This window comes from Marixanthomonas sp. SCSIO 43207 (genome assembly GCF_019904255.1).
Taxonomy (GTDB): domain Bacteria; phylum Bacteroidota; class Bacteroidia; order Flavobacteriales; family Flavobacteriaceae; genus Marixanthomonas.
In genome coordinates, this window is sequence record NZ_CP063203.1 from 1,311,282 (window position 1) to 1,327,684 (window position 16,403).

At 36.0% G+C, this 16,403-nt stretch carries 14 protein-coding genes and 1 tRNA gene; 4 read left to right on the forward strand and 11 right to left on the reverse strand.

From position 1 onward, the window contains the following. Positions 1-374 precede the first annotated feature (374 nt). The 8 genes from INR76_RS06225 to INR76_RS06260 all read right to left on the reverse strand — a co-directional run bounded on the left by INR76_RS06225 (position 375) and on the right by INR76_RS06260 (position 9,307). Complete coding sequence (locus tag INR76_RS06225) at positions 375-1,235, reverse strand: pseudouridine synthase (RefSeq protein WP_223109796.1); 861 nt, start codon at positions 1,233-1,235, stop codon at positions 375-377. A gap of 73 nt (positions 1,236-1,308) precedes the next feature. Continuing rightward, positions 1,309-2,223, reverse strand: a complete 915-nt coding sequence (locus INR76_RS06230) for a geranylgeranylglycerol-phosphate geranylgeranyltransferase (RefSeq protein ID WP_223109797.1) — start codon at positions 2,221-2,223, stop codon at positions 1,309-1,311. A gap of 21 nt (positions 2,224-2,244) precedes the next feature. Next, complete coding sequence (locus INR76_RS06235) at positions 2,245-3,183, reverse strand: mevalonate kinase (protein ID WP_223109798.1); 939 nt, start codon at positions 3,181-3,183, stop codon at positions 2,245-2,247. Between the two features lie 109 nt (positions 3,184-3,292). Beyond that, a complete protein-coding gene (locus INR76_RS06240) occupies positions 3,293-4,381 on the reverse strand; it encodes a diphosphomevalonate/mevalonate 3,5-bisphosphate decarboxylase family protein (RefSeq protein WP_223109799.1) in 1,089 nt (362 codons plus the stop codon). A 129-nt stretch (positions 4,382-4,510) separates the two neighbouring features. After that, complete coding sequence (locus INR76_RS06245; protein ID WP_223109800.1) at positions 4,511-5,038, reverse strand: DUF1697 domain-containing protein; 528 nt, start codon at positions 5,036-5,038, stop codon at positions 4,511-4,513. Between the two features lies 1 nt (position 5,039). After that, positions 5,040-6,263, reverse strand: a complete 1,224-nt coding sequence (locus tag INR76_RS06250) for an NAD(P)/FAD-dependent oxidoreductase (protein ID WP_223109801.1) — start codon at positions 6,261-6,263, stop codon at positions 5,040-5,042. Beyond that, on the reverse strand, positions 6,260-7,654 hold the full coding sequence (locus INR76_RS06255) for an aminotransferase class V-fold PLP-dependent enzyme (protein WP_223109973.1): 1,395 nt from the start codon (positions 7,652-7,654) through the stop codon (positions 6,260-6,262). Before INR76_RS06255 ends, INR76_RS06250 begins: the two co-directional genes overlap by 4 nt. A 174-nt stretch (positions 7,655-7,828) precedes the next feature. Beyond that, complete coding sequence (locus INR76_RS06260; RefSeq protein ID WP_223109802.1) at positions 7,829-9,307, reverse strand: T9SS type A sorting domain-containing protein; 1,479 nt, start codon at positions 9,305-9,307, stop codon at positions 7,829-7,831. A 114-nt stretch (positions 9,308-9,421) separates the two neighbouring features. On the opposite strand from INR76_RS06260, the gene INR76_RS06265 reads away from it, so the two are divergent. Continuing rightward, entirely contained in the window at positions 9,422-10,456 is a 1,035-nt protein-coding gene (locus INR76_RS06265) for an endonuclease/exonuclease/phosphatase family protein (protein WP_223109803.1), read from the forward strand. Between the two features lie 339 nt (positions 10,457-10,795). Here INR76_RS06265 and INR76_RS06270 read toward each other — a convergent pair. Continuing rightward, a tRNA-Leu gene (locus tag INR76_RS06270) sits at positions 10,796-10,877 on the reverse strand. Between the two features lie 124 nt (positions 10,878-11,001). On the opposite strand from INR76_RS06270, the gene INR76_RS06275 reads away from it, so the two are divergent. Then, a complete protein-coding gene (locus INR76_RS06275) occupies positions 11,002-12,390 on the forward strand; it encodes a dipeptidase (RefSeq protein ID WP_223109804.1) in 1,389 nt (462 codons plus the stop codon). A gap of 52 nt (positions 12,391-12,442) precedes the next feature. On the opposite strand, the gene INR76_RS06280 is transcribed toward INR76_RS06275, so the two are convergent. Both INR76_RS06280 and INR76_RS06285 read right to left on the reverse strand, forming a co-directional pair. Continuing rightward, positions 12,443-13,519, reverse strand: coding sequence for a DNA topoisomerase IB (locus tag INR76_RS06280; protein WP_223109805.1), 1,077 nt, complete (start codon positions 13,517-13,519; stop codon positions 12,443-12,445). 85 nt (positions 13,520-13,604) lie between these two features. Further along, a complete protein-coding gene (locus tag INR76_RS06285) occupies positions 13,605-14,183 on the reverse strand; it encodes an alkylphosphonate utilization protein (protein ID WP_223109806.1) in 579 nt (192 codons plus the stop codon). Between the two features lie 133 nt (positions 14,184-14,316). On the opposite strand from INR76_RS06285, the gene INR76_RS06290 reads away from it, so the two are divergent. Next, positions 14,317-14,682 (forward strand): BlaI/MecI/CopY family transcriptional regulator, encoded by a 366-nt coding sequence (locus INR76_RS06290; RefSeq protein ID WP_223109974.1) that lies wholly within the window; start codon positions 14,317-14,319, stop codon positions 14,680-14,682. A 1-nt stretch (position 14,683) separates the two neighbouring features. Further along, positions 14,684-16,384: a M56 family metallopeptidase gene (locus INR76_RS06295; protein WP_223109807.1), complete on the forward strand. Its 1,701-nt coding sequence runs from the start codon at positions 14,684-14,686 to the stop codon at positions 16,382-16,384. Positions 16,385-16,403 lie beyond the last annotated feature (19 nt).

Sequence of the window (16,403 nt, forward strand, 5' to 3'; positions counted from 1 at the left end):
ATGTTTAGATATGAAAAATATAAATCAATTAGTTGATACCCTCATAAATAGAAGGGATATAACAAAAAATTAACGCAATTTTCAAATACGGATAGGATTGAGCCAATAGGCCAAACGCTTGTAAGATCCCGCTAAGGGAAGTAAGGGTAGGGCGGAAGCTAGCTTTAAATTTCGGCTGGTTGCCTGGCAACCTGTTTTTGAATATGACTTCCTAATTTTCAAAAACCCGAACACAGAAACACGGTTCAAATTGTTCAGCTAAATAGGCAGCAAATGTACTTTTTTTTTTGATATAGCAACATACTTCATTAAAAAATAACAAAAAAAAACACCTCAGTAAATGAGGTGTTAAGTTTTTGATTGTCAAAGTGCTATTACATCATACTGAATAGCTCTACTTCTTTTTTGGTAAGTATCTTCCAGCGACCGCGTGGTAAATCTTTTTTGGTAAGGTGTGCAATGGTAACACAATCTACTTTTACTACATCATACCCCAAATGACCAAAAATATCTCGAATAATACTATTACCCATGTTTTTAATTTTAAGGCCAATTTCTTTTTTAGGTGAGTTTTCTACGTAGCTTATTTCTTCTACCTCTACCGTCTTACCATCAATGGTAAGCCCTTCTTCAATTTTTTGTAAATCAGATGCTTTTAAGTTTTTATCCAATTCTATATGAAAAAGACGCGGCATACCTTTACTGTGTAATTTTTTTACCAGTTTATCGTCGTTGGTAAATAACAACAAACCGGTTGCATTTCTACCTAAACGTCCCACAGGTTTTACATTGGCGGTCGTAGCATTCGAAATTAAATCCATAACCGTCAATCCCTTGCTTTCACTAGTTGTAGTAGCTACCGCTTTGGGTTTGTTAAGCAGTACATAGGTATCCGGCTCTGGATTGATACGGCGACCGTCAAATCGCACATCATCATTAAGTTGTACTTTATACCCCATTTGGTTGATAATATTTCCATTTACCGAAACCAAACCGGTTTTAATGTAGGTGTCTGCTTCTCTGCGAGAGCAAATACCACTATTGGCAATGTATTTGTTTAAACGAATGCCGTCAGGATTTTTTTGATGGTTGGTTTTACCACCTTTTTGTTCCTTTTTAATAGTAGGTTTTTTCCTTTGTAAGGGAGCATTACCTCGTGCACTACTTCTTTTACGAGTGTTTCCGCCACCGCGCCCCGAAGCTTTTCCTTTTCCACTGTTATCTTTTCTGCTCATGTATTAAATTAATTTTTTGCAAAGGTAGGGAAAGCCTTTGGTTTTCAAATGGTAATAAAAGAAAATCCGTGATTTATATTTTCAGTAGAAATCGATTCACCAACAAATCTATATCAATCAATACAATACTAAAAACACCAAGAACAATAATGAATTTTAAAATGTTGTGTAGTATGATGTAGTGAAGTTTACGTTTTGATTTCCATAGAATGAATAAAAAAAACAATAAACCTAAGATACTTCCAAAGAAAAAGTAACTCATATACCCAATGGGGAACTTAAATATGAGCAATAAAGCCGGTATAAATGCAACCAAACACATAAGAGTCAACATACGCTTTGAAACTTGTTCACCATACACAACAGGAATAGTGTGATAGTCTTGAGCCAAGTCGCCCTTAATATTTTCTAAGTCTTTTACCAACTCCCGCATCGATATAAGAAGAAACAAAAAGGTTGCGTGGACAAAGATGACCAAATCAAAATTACGGTAGTAAATAAATACAGCAAAAAATGGAATAACAGCCAAGATAGCTGCGGTTACATTCCCTATAAACGGATACTTTTTAAGTTTGTGTGAATACAGCCAAAGCACAAAAATATACATTGAAAAAAACAGTACGGCCCTAAAAGAAACATAACTGGCAAATACAACCGAAACAAAATTGAGAATAAAATATACCGAAAGTTTGGTACGCTGGCTCACCAACCGATCCAGCATCGTTTTTCGAGGCCGATTAATTAAGTCTTTTTCGCTATCATAAAAGCTGTTAATAATATACCCCGATGCTATGGCAGCGGCCGAAGCTAATACCAACATTAGTAAATTAACATCCAGCAGCACACTTTTTACAGGTAAATCGGGTGCCAAAATATAGATGGAGGTTAAATACTGGGCAATAACAATAATAAGTATGTTATACCCGCGCACTACCGAAAACAAACTGAAAACCTTTAGTAGAAAATGTTTTTGTTTTCGACTTAACATAATATATGTAGGTTGAAAATATTAGAAATTATAAACTACTTCTAGTCTATAATCTTGTAAGGCTTCACGTGCTTTATCAATGTCTTCTGTAAACCCTAGCATATAACCGCCACCACCAGAACCACATAATTTAAGGTAATAAGCGTTGGTGTCAATCCCTTTTTTCCATAAGGTATGAAATTGTTTGGGGATCATAGGTTTAAAGTTATCCAAAACCACCTTTGAAAGCTGTTTCACATTTCCGAAGAGCGATTTTACGTCGCCTTTTAAAAAGTCATGAACGCAAGCATCGGTATGTTTTACAAATTGATCTTTTACCATACTCCTGAAACCTTCTTGCTTCATATTTTCCATAAAAATCTGAACCATCGGTGCGGTTTCGCCGGTGCTACCGCTATCTAATAAAAATACAGCGCCTTTTCCGTCTTCAGTTTGCGAAGGGATTCCTGCAGGTTCTATATTGTCTTTGCTATTGATTAAAATAGGAAGACTTAAATAACTGTTTAAAGGATCAAGACCGGATGACTTTCCGTGGAAAAAAGACTCCATTTCAGCAAAAATCGCTTTTAACTGTAATAGTTTATCACGAGTTAAATTTTCAAGCACCGTAATTTTTTGGGTGGCATACTTATCATAAATTGCTGCAACAAGAGCGCCACTACTTCCTACACCATAACCTTGCGGTATACTGCTGTCAAAATACAGTCCTTTGTCAACATCGGCTTGCAGGGCTGCAATATCAAATGTTACCAAATGAGGCTGATCGTTTTGAAGCTGTTCTAAATACGTAGCAAACCTACGTAAGCTGTCATTGCTTTTTTTGGTGTGCATGGTTTTATGCTCATCAATCTTTAAAGCTCCGTTGTAAAAGTTGTACGGTATAGACAAACCTTTAGAATCTTTTATAATTCCATATTCGCCAAAAAGCAAAATCTTTGAATAAAATAAGGGACCACGCATAGAGTAATGGTTAATGTTTTTTAAATGTAATGATTTTCTGTCATTAGTGCAAAGATACTACTACAACTCTTATTTTTTCTGAAATTTGTTATAAAAAATACTTTGTCAACTATTTAGTAAGCTTGTGTGCGCCGGTTCCGGTACTATCTGTTATGTATAATCCGTTCTTGCAAAAGGGTTTTAGATCGCTTTCAATAAAGGCCAAAACACTTTCTTTTTCTACCTCAGGATAGAGCACGTGTACATTGGCACCTGCATCTAGCGTAAAACAAACATGACTTCCAGTCTCTTTTCTATAACGCCAAATACGGGTAATGATTTCCAAAGTATTAGGCTTCATTAGTATAAAATAAGGCATAGAGGTCATCATCATCGCGTGTAATGACAAGGCTTCACTTTCTACAATATTGATAAACTCTGAAACAGACCCTTCTTTTAAAACCGGAATTAGTTTTGAAAGATTGTCATTAGCTTGTTTAAACCGTTGCTCGGCAAATGGATGCTCGTGCATCAAATTATGCCCAACCGTACTGCTCACTTGTTTTTCACCGGTGTCTACCAATAAAATAGTGTCCTGATATGTTTTGAAAATATTGTGAACCTCATACGCGTATTTTGTTCCAAATAAAGTACTGCTTCCTTCAATGTCATCATGTTTTCCCCAAACAATAAGCGGTCCTTCTATGCTTCTAGAAGCACTTCCGGAACCCAAACGTGCTAAAAAAGAAGCCTTTTGGTTAAAAAACGTTTCTGATATTTTTTCTGAAACCAATTGCTTTTCAATGGAAAGTAAGCATAACGCCAATGCACTCATACCACTTGCCGACGAAGCAATGCCGCTACTATGAGGAAAACTATTAGTAGTCTCAATCTTAAATTTATAATCCTTCAAAAATGGAACATATTCTTCAATACGCTCAAAGAATTTTTTAATTTTTGGTTCAAAACTTTTTTCTCTTTTTTCGTCCAAGTATACTTCAAATTGAAAGTCATCTGTGGCGGTTATTCTTTCATAAGAAAGCGTCGTTTTTGTATGGCAATTGCTCAATGTAAAACTGATAGAAGCATTTTTAGGCAGTTGCGCTCCATATTTTCCCCAGTATTTAACTAAGGCAATATTACTAGGGCTTTGCCAAGAGACACTGCCTTTTTCAAGTGTTTTTGTATATGGTTTTGGGATAAAACTAACTTCTTTCATTTCAGAACTTTTCAAATCGCAAATATAGCGAAACAATAAGGGTATAAAATTAGGATGACATAATTAAATTATCGTGCAAGGTATACAAGGATAATAAGTATGTTTTGTTTAAAAAAAACGGATGAGGTACTATCCGGCCATTCCTATAATGGTTGTCATAGTGTTATAATTTCTAGAAGTGGCTTGCACGTTGAGTTTTTTCTCATATCTATTCATATTAAATGTAGTGCGCCCATAGCCATTGGCGGAATAAAAATAAATACAACGGTCTTTAATCACAACCTCTTCATTGGAATATTGTATCAATGCTACTTCTTTAACAAACGCTTCATTTGGTTGTTCTGAAAGAATGATAAAATAGCTGTTTTTCTTTTTTTCTTCGGAAAAGGGACAGTCTTGAAAGATTGTTTCTATTTCTGAAAGAGGTAAAACAAGGATGGGTAGCTTCCAGCCAAATTGAGCTTGTATGGCTTCAGAAATATGTTGTGCGATTGCTTCTTCCCTTTCCGAAGTTTCAAAAATCCAATTCCCGGTATGTAAATACACCTTCGTATTGTCATAACCCAACCCCGACAACATCTCAAGTTGCTGCGCTTTGGTAAACTTTTTATGGCCTCCTACATTGATACCTCGCAATAAAGCAATATATGTTGTCATATTAGTTCGCAATACTTTGTGCCACTAAATAACCGCTTGTCCACGCATTTTGAAAGTTAAAACCACCGGTAATGGCATCAATATTCAATACTTCGCCTGCAAAATAGAGGTTTTTGTGTTTTTTGCTTTCAAAAGTTTTAAAATCAACTTCTTTTAATTCAACGCCGCCGGCTGTTACGAATTCTTCTTTAAAGGTACTTTTTCCATGTACGTTAAAAATTCCCTCAGTAAGTTGAGATGCCAAAGCAACTATTTCCTCTTTTGAAATATCAGCCCACGTAGTTGTTTCAGAAATATTTGAAGCCGTAACCAAACTTTTCCATAACCGTTTGGGAAGGTCAAATTGAGCATTTTTTAAAACGGTTTTCTTGGCAAGCTCAATTTTAAGGGCTTTCATTTCCTCAATGACTTCAGAAGAATCTTTGTCCAATAACCAATTAACCTGAATGTTAAAATGATACTTGGTAGGCTCAAGTAATCTAGCGCCCCAAGCCGATAGTTTTAAAATAGCGGGACCGCTCATGCCCCAATGGGTAATGAGTAGCGGACCTTCGCTTTCAAGTATTGTTTTTCTGCTTTCATTTAAAACTTTTACCGAAGCTTCGGTGCTAAGACCAGGTAGATCTTTTATTCGTTTATCATCAATGTTAAACGTAAATAAAGAAGGAACTGGTGGAATTATGGTATGCTCTAACCCTTCTAACAACTTCCAAATTTTAGGGTTACTGCCCGTTGCAACGACCAGTTTTTCTGATGAAAACACTTCAGAAGCTGTTGTGATTTTCCAAAAATCACCGTTCTTTTCAATGGTTTTTACAGACTGACTTTTCAATACGTCAATACCCAATCGTTCAGTTTCAGAAATAAAACAATCTATAATGGTTTGTGAGCTATCCGTTATTGGAAACATCCGGCCGTCTTCTTCAATTTTCAGTTCTATACCACGTTTTGAAAACCACGCAATGGTATCCCCTGTCATAAAACTATGGAAAGGTCCCAACAATTCTTTTTCGCCCCGTGGATAGTTTTGGGTAAGATCTTTTGGTAAAAATTCGGCGTGGGTTACATTGCACCGCCCACCACCGGAAACTTTTACTTTGGTAAGTACTTCTTTGCCGCGTTCAAGAATGATAATTTTTAACGCCGGATTGTTTTCCGCGGCATTAATTGCTGTAAAAAATCCGGCGGCACCGCCACCTATTAGTATGACATCTGCGTTTTTCAATTAGGATATTTTTCTTTAGCAAACTCATTACAAAGCAAGATGGTTTCCTTTACATCTTCAAGCGTAGTGCGTGGATTAATTAAACACATGCGCAAAACAGTCTGGCCATTTAAAATAGTTGTAACCAGTAATGCTTTACGCGAACCCACTACTTTTTCTGAAATATATTGGTTTAATTCATCGAGTTCTTTTTCAGAAAGCTTGTTGCCTATCGGGTTGTAGCGGAAGTTGATAACAGCTAGTGTTGCTGGCGAAATAATTTCCCAATTGGCACTTTTCCGAAGCAAATCTTCTACTTTTTCAGCTAAGTGAATATTATAGGTTATCGCATCCCGAAACGCTTTTAACCCAAATGTTTTAATAGACATGTAAAATTTCAACGCTCTAAAACGGCGGGTTAATTGCACCCCGTGATCGTAAAAGTTGATCTCACTTTCATTTCCTTCAACATCTCGAAGGTACTCAGGTGTTTCGGTAAAGGTATTTTTAAGCCATTTACTATTGCGTACCAATAGGCAGCCCATTTCGTAAGGCTGATAAAACCACTTATGAGGATCTACCGTTAATGAATCTGCTTTTTCAATGCCTTTGAGTAACTTCTTGCCGTTTTTAGCAAGAATGGCCGCACCGCCATACGCCCCATCAATATGAAACCATATTTTTTCTTTTTTACAGATTTTTGAAAGTTCAGAAAGGGGGTCTACGGTTCCTGTGTTTGTTGTTCCTGCTGTAGCGACCATACAGAAAGGTTGTAACCCTTCTAAGCGGTCTTTGGCAATGGCGTTTCGAAGTTTGTTTAAAGATAATTTGAATTCAATATCAGTAGGAATAATGCGAATCTGTTCTTTTTTAAACCCTAAAATACGAATGGCTTTTATGTTTGAAGAATGTGCTTGGTCTGACAAGTAGATGACAGCTTTAGAAAAATCATCCCCACATTTAATGCGCCGTGCGGTTACAATAGCTGTTAAATTAGCCATAGAACCACCGCTAGTGAAAATACCGCCTCCTTTTTTGCCGGGGAAACCAAACAATTGAAGCAACCAGTTTATGGTTACAATTTCAAGTTCTGCAGCCGCAGGAGAAGCCGCCCAACCGCCCGAAAAAATATTAAATCCGGTTGCTAATGTGTCTGCCATAGCACTAATATAATTGCTAGGTCCTGGTACAAACGAAAAGGATTTTGGGTGAGAAACAATATTGCTTTTTGTCATCACATGATCCAATACAAAGTTGAGTACTTTGTGTGCGTCTTCAGGGTTTTCAGGGGCTTTTTCAAGAAATAGAGAATCCATTTCTTCGCGAGAGCCCAAAGCTACCGGGTCTTTTTCATTTTGAGTGTCAAAATGGTTCACAATGGCATCAACTACTTCATAGCCGTAGGCTTTCATTTCGGCTTTATCTAGCTCTAATGTTGCATTCTTATCTAGCTTCACGTCAGTATTTTTTCACAAAAGGTTTAAAAATGCAAAAGTAGGGTTTTAACAGTAGATAGGGGGCTGTTGTATAAAAAAACACGCTGAAAGTACAGCGTGTTTTTAAGAGTTGTATGTTTCTGAAGTGAATTATTGAACAATCAATTTTTTTACAGCAGATGTAGTGTTGTTTGTAAACTGAACAAAATACACACCAGATGGTAAGTTGGTTTGTATAGTATTGGTTCCTTCAGAAATAGTTTGTGTAAGTACGGCTTTCCCACCGGTATTAAAAATGGTTATTTCAGAAAAAGACAAACGGTTGTTAAACTGAATGTGGTCTGTAGCCGGATTAGGGTAAAAACTGAAATCTGCTACAGTATTTTCATCAACGCTTAAAACACCACATAAATAAGGGTCAAAAATCACTTCGCCCAATGCGCTGTCATCAACTACGTGAAAAATTACGTCTTCAACCTCTTGCTCAGTGCTTTCTTCACCTTCAATCCAGCAGTTGTTTTTTGCTTGTAAGGTGTTTGCTGTGTTGTTGTAAATAGCGTAGGTTTCTCCACCATTTCCGTTTTCAGAAAATACATTGTTTCCTGGGTTGTCTTCATCATCACCTAAGTTAATTTCGGCTTCTCCAATTACAGTTATACCCCAAAGGTTTCTTCTGAATTCATTACCGGAAGCAATAATCTCCATTCCTGCAGAGCCACTGTTAAGTGAAATACCACTACCTCCAAGGTTTGGTTCACCTTGTGTGTCATTGTCTTCAATCACATTGTTGGTTACGTAAGCAAAAGAGTTGCTCCCTACAATGTTCATCCCGTAACGGTTATCAACAATGGTATTGTCATCAATTCTAGCTAAAATAGTACCGCTTGAACCAAAGAAATTGGCAACTGCAATACCACCTACCATATCAAGACTTCTGTCACCAATAATAGTATTTTGAATTATTTTTAAGGTATCAGCTGGTCTTGTAATTCCCAAGTTAATTTGTGGGCGGTTAGAGTTTGACTGGTTGTTACCTTCTATATAATTATTAAAAATATAAGCAGATACTTCATTATTTGCGCCTGCACTAATAGCCGGAAGAGCATTAAATGTAATTGTATTGTTAGTGATTTGTGGCGTTCCTCTTGATAAAGAAATTACACCACCTGTAGTAGCACCACCTTCTACATTATTTGTAATGGTACAATTGTCTATAGAAAAGTTTTCTGTAAGAACTCTTAAGCCACCTCCATACTCAATGGTTGTGTTTGTAAAATCAATTGATGAGCTCTGCTCAAAACGGAAACCTGCATAAGGTGCGTTTTGATCTGTTGCTGTAATAATAATTTCAGTACTGTTAACTGAAAGCGTTCCAAAAACAGTAATTAATAAATCTGCATCAATAGAAAGGGTTAAGTCTGTGTCTATTACTATATTATCATTTTCAGCTATTTCTAGGTTTTCATGTAAACTGTATTGATCTCCTGAGATTGTTATTGTAGAAGGACTTGCCGCAGCAATATCATCAAGCGTCCAAGTAACACCTGTATTTGGGGTTACATACGTTTGGGCGAGGAGTGTAACAACTGTAAAAAGCGATAATAAAAGGGATAAGGTAATTTTTTTCATAGTATAATTAACATTGTTATTTAATATAAGTTCGTAAAAATACACATATCGTGTTTCTAAAAAAAATACACAGCTTTTAAAAAAGGAGTAATTTAAAAATCCTACTTTTATAGAATGGTTTTACATGTTGCAATACTTGTTTTTGTAATAAGCTCTTTCTTCCCGGCTACTGAAAATCCTCACTGGTTTTTCAGAATACCTGATTTTATACGATTACAAACAATTGCAATTCAATCCCTGCTGTTACTTCTTTTAATAGTATTGGAGAACCCGTTTACCACTATAAGTTGGGTATTGCTAGCAGCACTCATAGCAACTTTGATATATCAAATTGTAAAAGTATTTCCTTACAGTTCATTATACCCAAGGCAAAAACCAGATTTCCCTAGCGATGGAATGGTTTCAATATTGGCCGGCAATGTACTGCAAGACAATAAAGAATTTGACTTGTTCAAAGCTGAAGTAAATAAATTTGACCCAGATTTGGTGCTCACAATGGAAAGCGACAAAACTTGGGAAGAAGGCCTTTCAGAATTAGAAAAAACCTATCCTTTTACTGTAAAGATTCCTTTAGACAACTACTACGGAATGCATCTATACTCCAAAATAGAATTGAATAATGTAGAAGTAAATTACCATGTTGAAGAAGATGTTCCTTCCATATTTTTTGAATTCCCTTTATCTAATAATCAAACCGTTTTCTTTGCTTGTTTGCACCCTGCACCGCCAAGCCCAACAGAAAATGAAACGTCAAAAGAGCGTGACGCAGAGTTAATGGTAGTAGGTAAAAAACTAAGGGAGCTTGATAAACCTGTAGTTGTTTGTGGTGATATGAATGATGTGGTGTGGAGCCGAGCGACGCGACTTTTCAAAAAAATGACAGCAATGATTGATCCTCGTATAGGTCGTGGTTTTTTCCCAACTTATCATGCAGGATATTGGTTAATGCGCTTTCCGTTAGACCATTTATTTCATACCAAAGACTTATTCGTAAAAAAGATGGTACGCACAGAAAATTTTGGAAGCGATCATTTTGGGATGTATTATGAAATTCATCATAAAACCAATAAAAAACCCAGTACAAAAGGAAAATTGAATGGTGATGAAAAAGAAGAAGTAGAAGAGAAAATAAAAGAAGGGAAGGAATAACTGAGTTAACTCAATCAATGTTTTTATAGAAAAACCCCTACAGACACTCCATAGGGGCTAGAATAACATCCACTTTTTTAAACTCCCCAGTTATATGGTAAAGTGGAAACCATTTTGTTCAAACCTACTGGGAAATTTTCAATTAAGTTTACGGAATTCCGTATTCAAGGGGTATTTATAAAACTGAAAATAACAATCGTTTTGAATATCAGGTTTTAAACTACAAGCTACGATAGCAAATTTGTACACGAATTAATTTCTAAAAGCTTAAAAAGTCTGAAGCAGATGATAGGTGGTAAATAAAAAAGCTCCTCAAGTACTTGAGAAGCTTTTAGTCTGTGCGGGTGAAAGGACTCGAACCTTCACGCTGTGAGGCACTAGATCCTAAGTCTAGCGTGTCTACCAATTCCACCACACCCGCGTATTAATATTCCTTTCTGTTTCAAAAGGAGTGCAAATATACATAAAGTTCATAATTGGCAAACAAATTTTTTAGATAAAATTTTGTTTTTGGTACCTTTAGCTTTTAAGAAAAGAAAATTACTATGAAAAGTGCAAAACCTTACATTGAAGAACACAAACAGCGTTTTATAGACGAATTAATTGAATTGCTAAAAATACCCAGTATAAGTGCAGATTCAGCCTATAAAGACGATGTGTTTAATACAGCCGAAGCCGTAAAAAACAGCCTAAAAAAAGCCGGTTGTGATACTGTTGAAATTTGTGAAACGCCGGGCTATCCCATTGTTTTTGGTGAAAAAATTATCGATAAAAACCTTCCTACTGTTTTAGTGTACGGTCATTATGATGTGCAACCACCAGATCCTATGGATTTATGGAACAGCCCACCTTTTGATCCGGTTATTGAGAAAACAGATATTCACCCGGAAGGTGCCATTTTTGCCCGAGGAGCGTGTGATGACAAAGGACAAATGTATATGCACGTAAAAGCATTAGAGTATATGACCGAAACCAATCAACTTCCTTGTAATGTGAAGTTTATGATTGAAGGCGAAGAAGAAGTAGGTAGTGCTAGTCTAGAATGGTTTGTGTCTCGCAATAGAGAAAAACTAGCCAACGATGTTATTTTAATAAGTGATACAGGAATGATTGCTCCAGATATTCCTTCTATTACAACAGGTTTGCGTGGTTTAAGCTATGTTGAGGTTGAAGTAACCGGTCCCAATAGAGATTTACACAGTGGCTTATATGGAGGAGCAGTAGCAAACCCTATTAATATATTAACAAAAATGATTGCCTCACTTCATGACGAAAACAATCACATTACCATTCCGGGGTTTTATGATGATGTAGAAATACTCTCAGAAGAAGAACGAGCAAAAATGGCCGAAGCGCCTTTTGATAAAGAAGCATATAAAAAATCAATAGGAATAGGTGATGTATATGGTGAAGCCGGTTATACAACCAATGAACGTAACTCAATACGACCTACTCTTGATGTAAATGGAATTTGGGGTGGATACATTGGAGAAGGAGCAAAAACCGTAATTGCCAGTAAAGCTTATGCCAAAATAAGCATGAGATTGGTCCCCAACCAAGATTGGCGTAAAATCTCACAACTGTTCAAAGAGCATTTTGAAAGCATCGCTCCCAAAGCAGTAAAAGTTGAAGTAAAACCACATCACGGCGGGCAGGCTTATGTTACACCTATTGATAATACAGGGTATCAAGCTGCCTCAAAAGCCTATGAAGCTACATTTGGTAAAACTCCTATCCCGCAACGAAGCGGTGGAAGTATCCCCATTGTTGCGCTTTTTGAAAATGAATTAAAAAGTAAAACTATATTAATGGGCTTTGGGTTAGATAGTGATGCCATTCATTCGCCAAATGAACATTTTGGGGTGTGGAACTATCTAAAAGGTATTGAAACCATTCCACAGTTTTATCATTATTTTACTGAATTAAGCAAGTAATTACTTGTATATAATAGTATCAAAGCTGCACCTTGATTTCTGGGTGCAGTTTTTAATTTAGCCGTACTTCGTACTCATTTAAAAGATCCAATAATACAGTTTCAGTAGTAGAAAGTAGCTTGGGTTTATTCTTTATTGTATCCAATTTGTCAAAGTAACTTTGTATGCTCCCGTCTTCATATTTTTCAACTAAAACTGGGTGAACATAATATTTTCTACATACGGCACGCGTGTTACCTAATCCTTCTGCAGCTGCGTCATAGGCTTCCAAAATATTTTTCTTGTTTTGAGATTTGTTTTCTTCAACACCAATGTTATAAAGCGTTTCAAAGAAAATTTTGGTTGCAGCCCAAGTTCTAAAATCTTTTGCCGAAAATATATCGCCACTAATATCACGAATGTAATCATTGACCATTCCGCTGTCAATGCTGTGATGGTTTCCGTCTTCATCATAGTATTGAAACAATTCCCAACCCGGTATTTCTTCGCATTGCAAAACCAAATCTTGCATCTTTTTATCCTTAATGACTATTTTATGCTTTTTTCCTTTTTTACCGGTAAACTGAAATAAAAGCTTATTTTCTAATACTTCAAGGTGTTTGGTGCGCATAGTAGATAATCCATACGTTTTATTGGTATTTGCATAGTAGGAATTGCCTATTCTAATGTGAGTTTCTTCCATCAAATGCAAAACAACGGCTAGACATTTGCGCTTGGTCATTATTGGAAGTTTTAAGTCATCTTCTACTTGTTTTCTTATCTTGGGTAATGACTTCCCAAACGCTCTCATTTTAAAAAATTTGGTTTTATTTCTTATCTGAGACCAATGCGGGTGATATCTGTATTGTTTTCTGTTTTTTTCGTCTCTGCCTACAACTTGTAAGTGACCATTTTCTAACGGAGTGATAAATACCTCATTCCAAGCGGGCGGTATAACAAGACTTTTAAACCGCTTAATGGCAGATTTACTTTTTATCTTTTTTCCGTGTTCAGTGTAATAGAAACCGCGACCGTGACGGTGTCTTTGTATGGTAAGTTTGTTTTCAGTAATATATACCAAGTCTGCCAGCTTTGCGGCGTGGGTAGGGTCTTCTAATACTTTCTTTACATCGGGTTGTTTTATTACCATACGCTAAAAGTAGCAGGAATTTTCATTAAATTTTCCTAATGAAATTACAAACCCTTCATAAATTATAAGCTAAGCTTCTTTCAGATTACATTTTTTTTACAAAGTCTGTAATAATAACTATTTGTTGTCCGTCTACTTTGCCTTCAATGTATTTTTCATTTTCGTGATCTAGTGATATCCTACGAACAGCCGTGCCTTGCTTGGCAACCATACTGCTCCCTTTTACCTTTAAGTCTTTAATTAAAACGACCGAATCACCTGCTTCTAGAACATTGCCATTGCTGTCTCGATGAATTATAGCATTGCTTCTGTCTACACCGTCACCCGAAGCTTTTGCCCATTCTCTTGTGTCGTCTTCCATATACATCATATCTAGTAAATCTTGAGGCCAACCTTCGTGTTTTAATCGTTGAAGCATGCGCCAAGCCATTACTTGTACTGCCGGAGTGGTACTCCACATACTGTCATTTAAACAACGCCAGTGATTTGGATCACGTTTGGTCTCATCTTCAATTTGCGCTTTACAAATTGAGCAAATTAAAATACTGGCGTCAATACCGTCTTTTGGAGAATCTGGAACCGAATACACATTTAGGTTTTCACCAGCACTGCATAGTTCACAACTGCTGTTTGCTCGTTTAAATAGATCACGTTCTAGACTCATACTTTTTATTTTGGGTGTAAAGATACTTTAATTCTTCAGGTAGCGAATTAGTATTTTTCTGAAAAAAACTAGTTCTATGTTTGTAGAATTAAATATTTATTCTACATTTGTAGAGTTAATAATTTTTAGAGGTATGGCATTATCAAATTCTGAAGAGCAACTTATGCAACTTTTGTGGAAACAGAAGAAAGCATTTATGAAAGACTTAATCAATGCATATCCAGAGCCAAAACCGGCTCCAACAACAGTTGCAACACTTTTAAAGCGTATGCAAGAAAAAAACTTTGTGGATTATAATAAAAAGGGCCGTTCTAGAGAATATTTTCCATTGGTAAAAAAGAAGGATTACTTTTCAAAACAAGTAAACGGAATGATTAAAAACTTCTTTAATGATAGCGCTTCTCAATTTGCTTCATTTTTTACACAAGAGACAGACCTTAGCAAAGCAGAATTGGAAGACTTAAAAAAAATAATAGACCAACAATTAAAAGAAAAATAATATGGAGTGGTATGTATTAAAAACTGTAGCGTGTCTGTTTATTTTCTTTGGGTTTTACAAGCTTTTGTTAGAAAATACAAGTGCGCACACATTTAAACGATTTTATTTACTAGCAGGAATTTTACTTTCCTTTTTAATTCCGCTTGTGACATTTACTCATTATGTTGAGGTGCCACAAACCACGAATGAATTGGTTGGGGTTCATACAACTACTATTGACCATTCGGTTGCTACTGCTTCAAATACTTTTTGGCCTTTAATTCTCTGGATTTTGTATGGAGCAGGAGTGGTGTTTTTTGCTTTTCGGTTTGGAAAAAACCTTTTTGCAATTCTGAAAAAAATAAAACATAATTCCATTGTGAAGAAAAATAGTTTCTTTCACGTCTTGATTCAGAAAAAAATCACACCACATACATTTTTCAGCTACATATTTTTAAATAAAACAAAGTATGAGTCAAATCAAATTCCTAAAGAAGTTTTATTGCATGAACAAGCTCACGCTCAACAAAAGCATAGCGTAGATATTATTTTTGTAGAATTGCTTCACGTGGTTTTTTGGTTCAATCCTCTATTTGTTTTTCTGAAAAAAAGTATTCAATTAAACCACGAATTTTTAGCCGATAGAGCAGTATTAAACAAAGGAACGCAAACCTCAACCTATCAAAAATTATTATTAGCATACTCATCACATGCTACCACGCCATCTTTGGCACATTCAATCAATTATTCATCATTCAAAAAACGATTTACAGTTATGAAAACACAAACATCAAAAAAGTCTTTTTGGCTTAGAAGTCTAGTATTACTGCCGTTAGTTGTATTAATGCTATATGGTTTTAGCAGTAAACAAACAGTTGTAAAAGAAGTGCCTGTCACTCAATTTGAAACTGATAACAAAGAAAAAGCGACAAAACAACAACTTAAAGCGTATAACACACTGGCAAAAAAGTACAATGCTATAGCTATTGAAGACCGGAAGATACCTGTTAAAGATCTTGAGGTTTTAGAGTCTGTTTACAAGCGTATGACCAATGAACAAAAGGAAAATGCTCAACCTTTTCCGGAGTGTTATTTGGAAAACAAAATAGGAAGATATGATACCTATGCTCAAGAATATCTAGAAGGGGCAATAAAAAACAATGAAAAAACTTTTGTACTAATGATCAACATCAATAGTGTAACTATTAATGGGAAAAAATCAAGTATCAAAACTTTTAAAGATGACCTGAATGCTGTTACTGAAGATTGGGATAAAGATGATTTTGAACGAGCAGTACCTTCTATACTCATAGCAAGTGCAAGTAAAGAATATTTGAAAAAACTAGAAGTTGAGTTTCAAAAAACAGACTATGCTAGATATAAAAAAGGTGCAACGTTATTAATTCCACCACCACCACCTGCTCCAGATGTGCCTAAACCACCAAAAAAGACTAAGAAAGGCGAGAGTGACAGCAAGGCAAATATCCCGCCGCCACCTCCGGCACCAAAGGTAGCTGCTAGTGCAATATACCCGCCACCACCACCTCCAAAACCAAATTCTAATCTTGTAGAATACATTAAAGAATTGGCAGAAAAAGGAGCTACATTTTACATAGGACCACACGAGTATAGTGCAGATGAAGCTGTTAAAATGGTAAAAAAAAATAAGGAGGCATCTATTGATGTGAGCAAATATCCAAAAGTACAGTTGAACGGTTGTTAAACAAAAAGGTAGTACGGTA

Excerpts from the sequence above, each read along its gene's own strand:
- INR76_RS06225 (WP_223109796.1), bottom strand. The coding sequence starts at position 1,235 with ATGAGCAGAAAAGATAACAGTGGAAAAGGAAAAGCTTCGGGGCGCGGT.
- INR76_RS06230 (WP_223109797.1), bottom strand. The coding sequence starts at position 2,223 with ATGTTAAGTCGAAAACAAAAACATTTTCTACTAAAGGTTTTCAGTTTG.
- INR76_RS06235 (WP_223109798.1), bottom strand. The coding sequence starts at position 3,183 with ATGCGTGGTCCCTTATTTTATTCAAAGATTTTGCTTTTTGGCGAATAT.
- INR76_RS06240 (WP_223109799.1), bottom strand. The coding sequence starts at position 4,381 with ATGAAAGAAGTTAGTTTTATCCCAAAACCATATACAAAAACACTTGAA.
- INR76_RS06245 (WP_223109800.1), bottom strand. The coding sequence starts at position 5,038 with ATGACAACATATATTGCTTTATTGCGAGGTATCAATGTAGGAGGCCAT.
- INR76_RS06255 (WP_223109973.1), bottom strand. The coding sequence starts at position 7,654 with ATGAAAGCCTACGGCTATGAAGTAGTTGATGCCATTGTGAACCATTTT.
- INR76_RS06260 (WP_223109802.1), bottom strand. The coding sequence starts at position 9,307 with ATGAAAAAAATTACCTTATCCCTTTTATTATCGCTTTTTACAGTTGTT.
- INR76_RS06265 (WP_223109803.1), top strand. The coding sequence starts at position 9,422 with ATGGTTTTACATGTTGCAATACTTGTTTTTGTAATAAGCTCTTTCTTC.
- INR76_RS06275 (WP_223109804.1), top strand. The coding sequence starts at position 11,002 with ATGAAAAGTGCAAAACCTTACATTGAAGAACACAAACAGCGTTTTATA.
- INR76_RS06280 (WP_223109805.1), bottom strand. The coding sequence starts at position 13,519 with ATGGTAATAAAACAACCCGATGTAAAGAAAGTATTAGAAGACCCTACC.
- INR76_RS06285 (WP_223109806.1), bottom strand. The coding sequence starts at position 14,183 with ATGAGTCTAGAACGTGATCTATTTAAACGAGCAAACAGCAGTTGTGAA.
- INR76_RS06290 (WP_223109974.1), top strand. The coding sequence starts at position 14,317 with ATGGCATTATCAAATTCTGAAGAGCAACTTATGCAACTTTTGTGGAAA.
- INR76_RS06295 (WP_223109807.1), top strand. The coding sequence starts at position 14,684 with ATGGAGTGGTATGTATTAAAAACTGTAGCGTGTCTGTTTATTTTCTTT.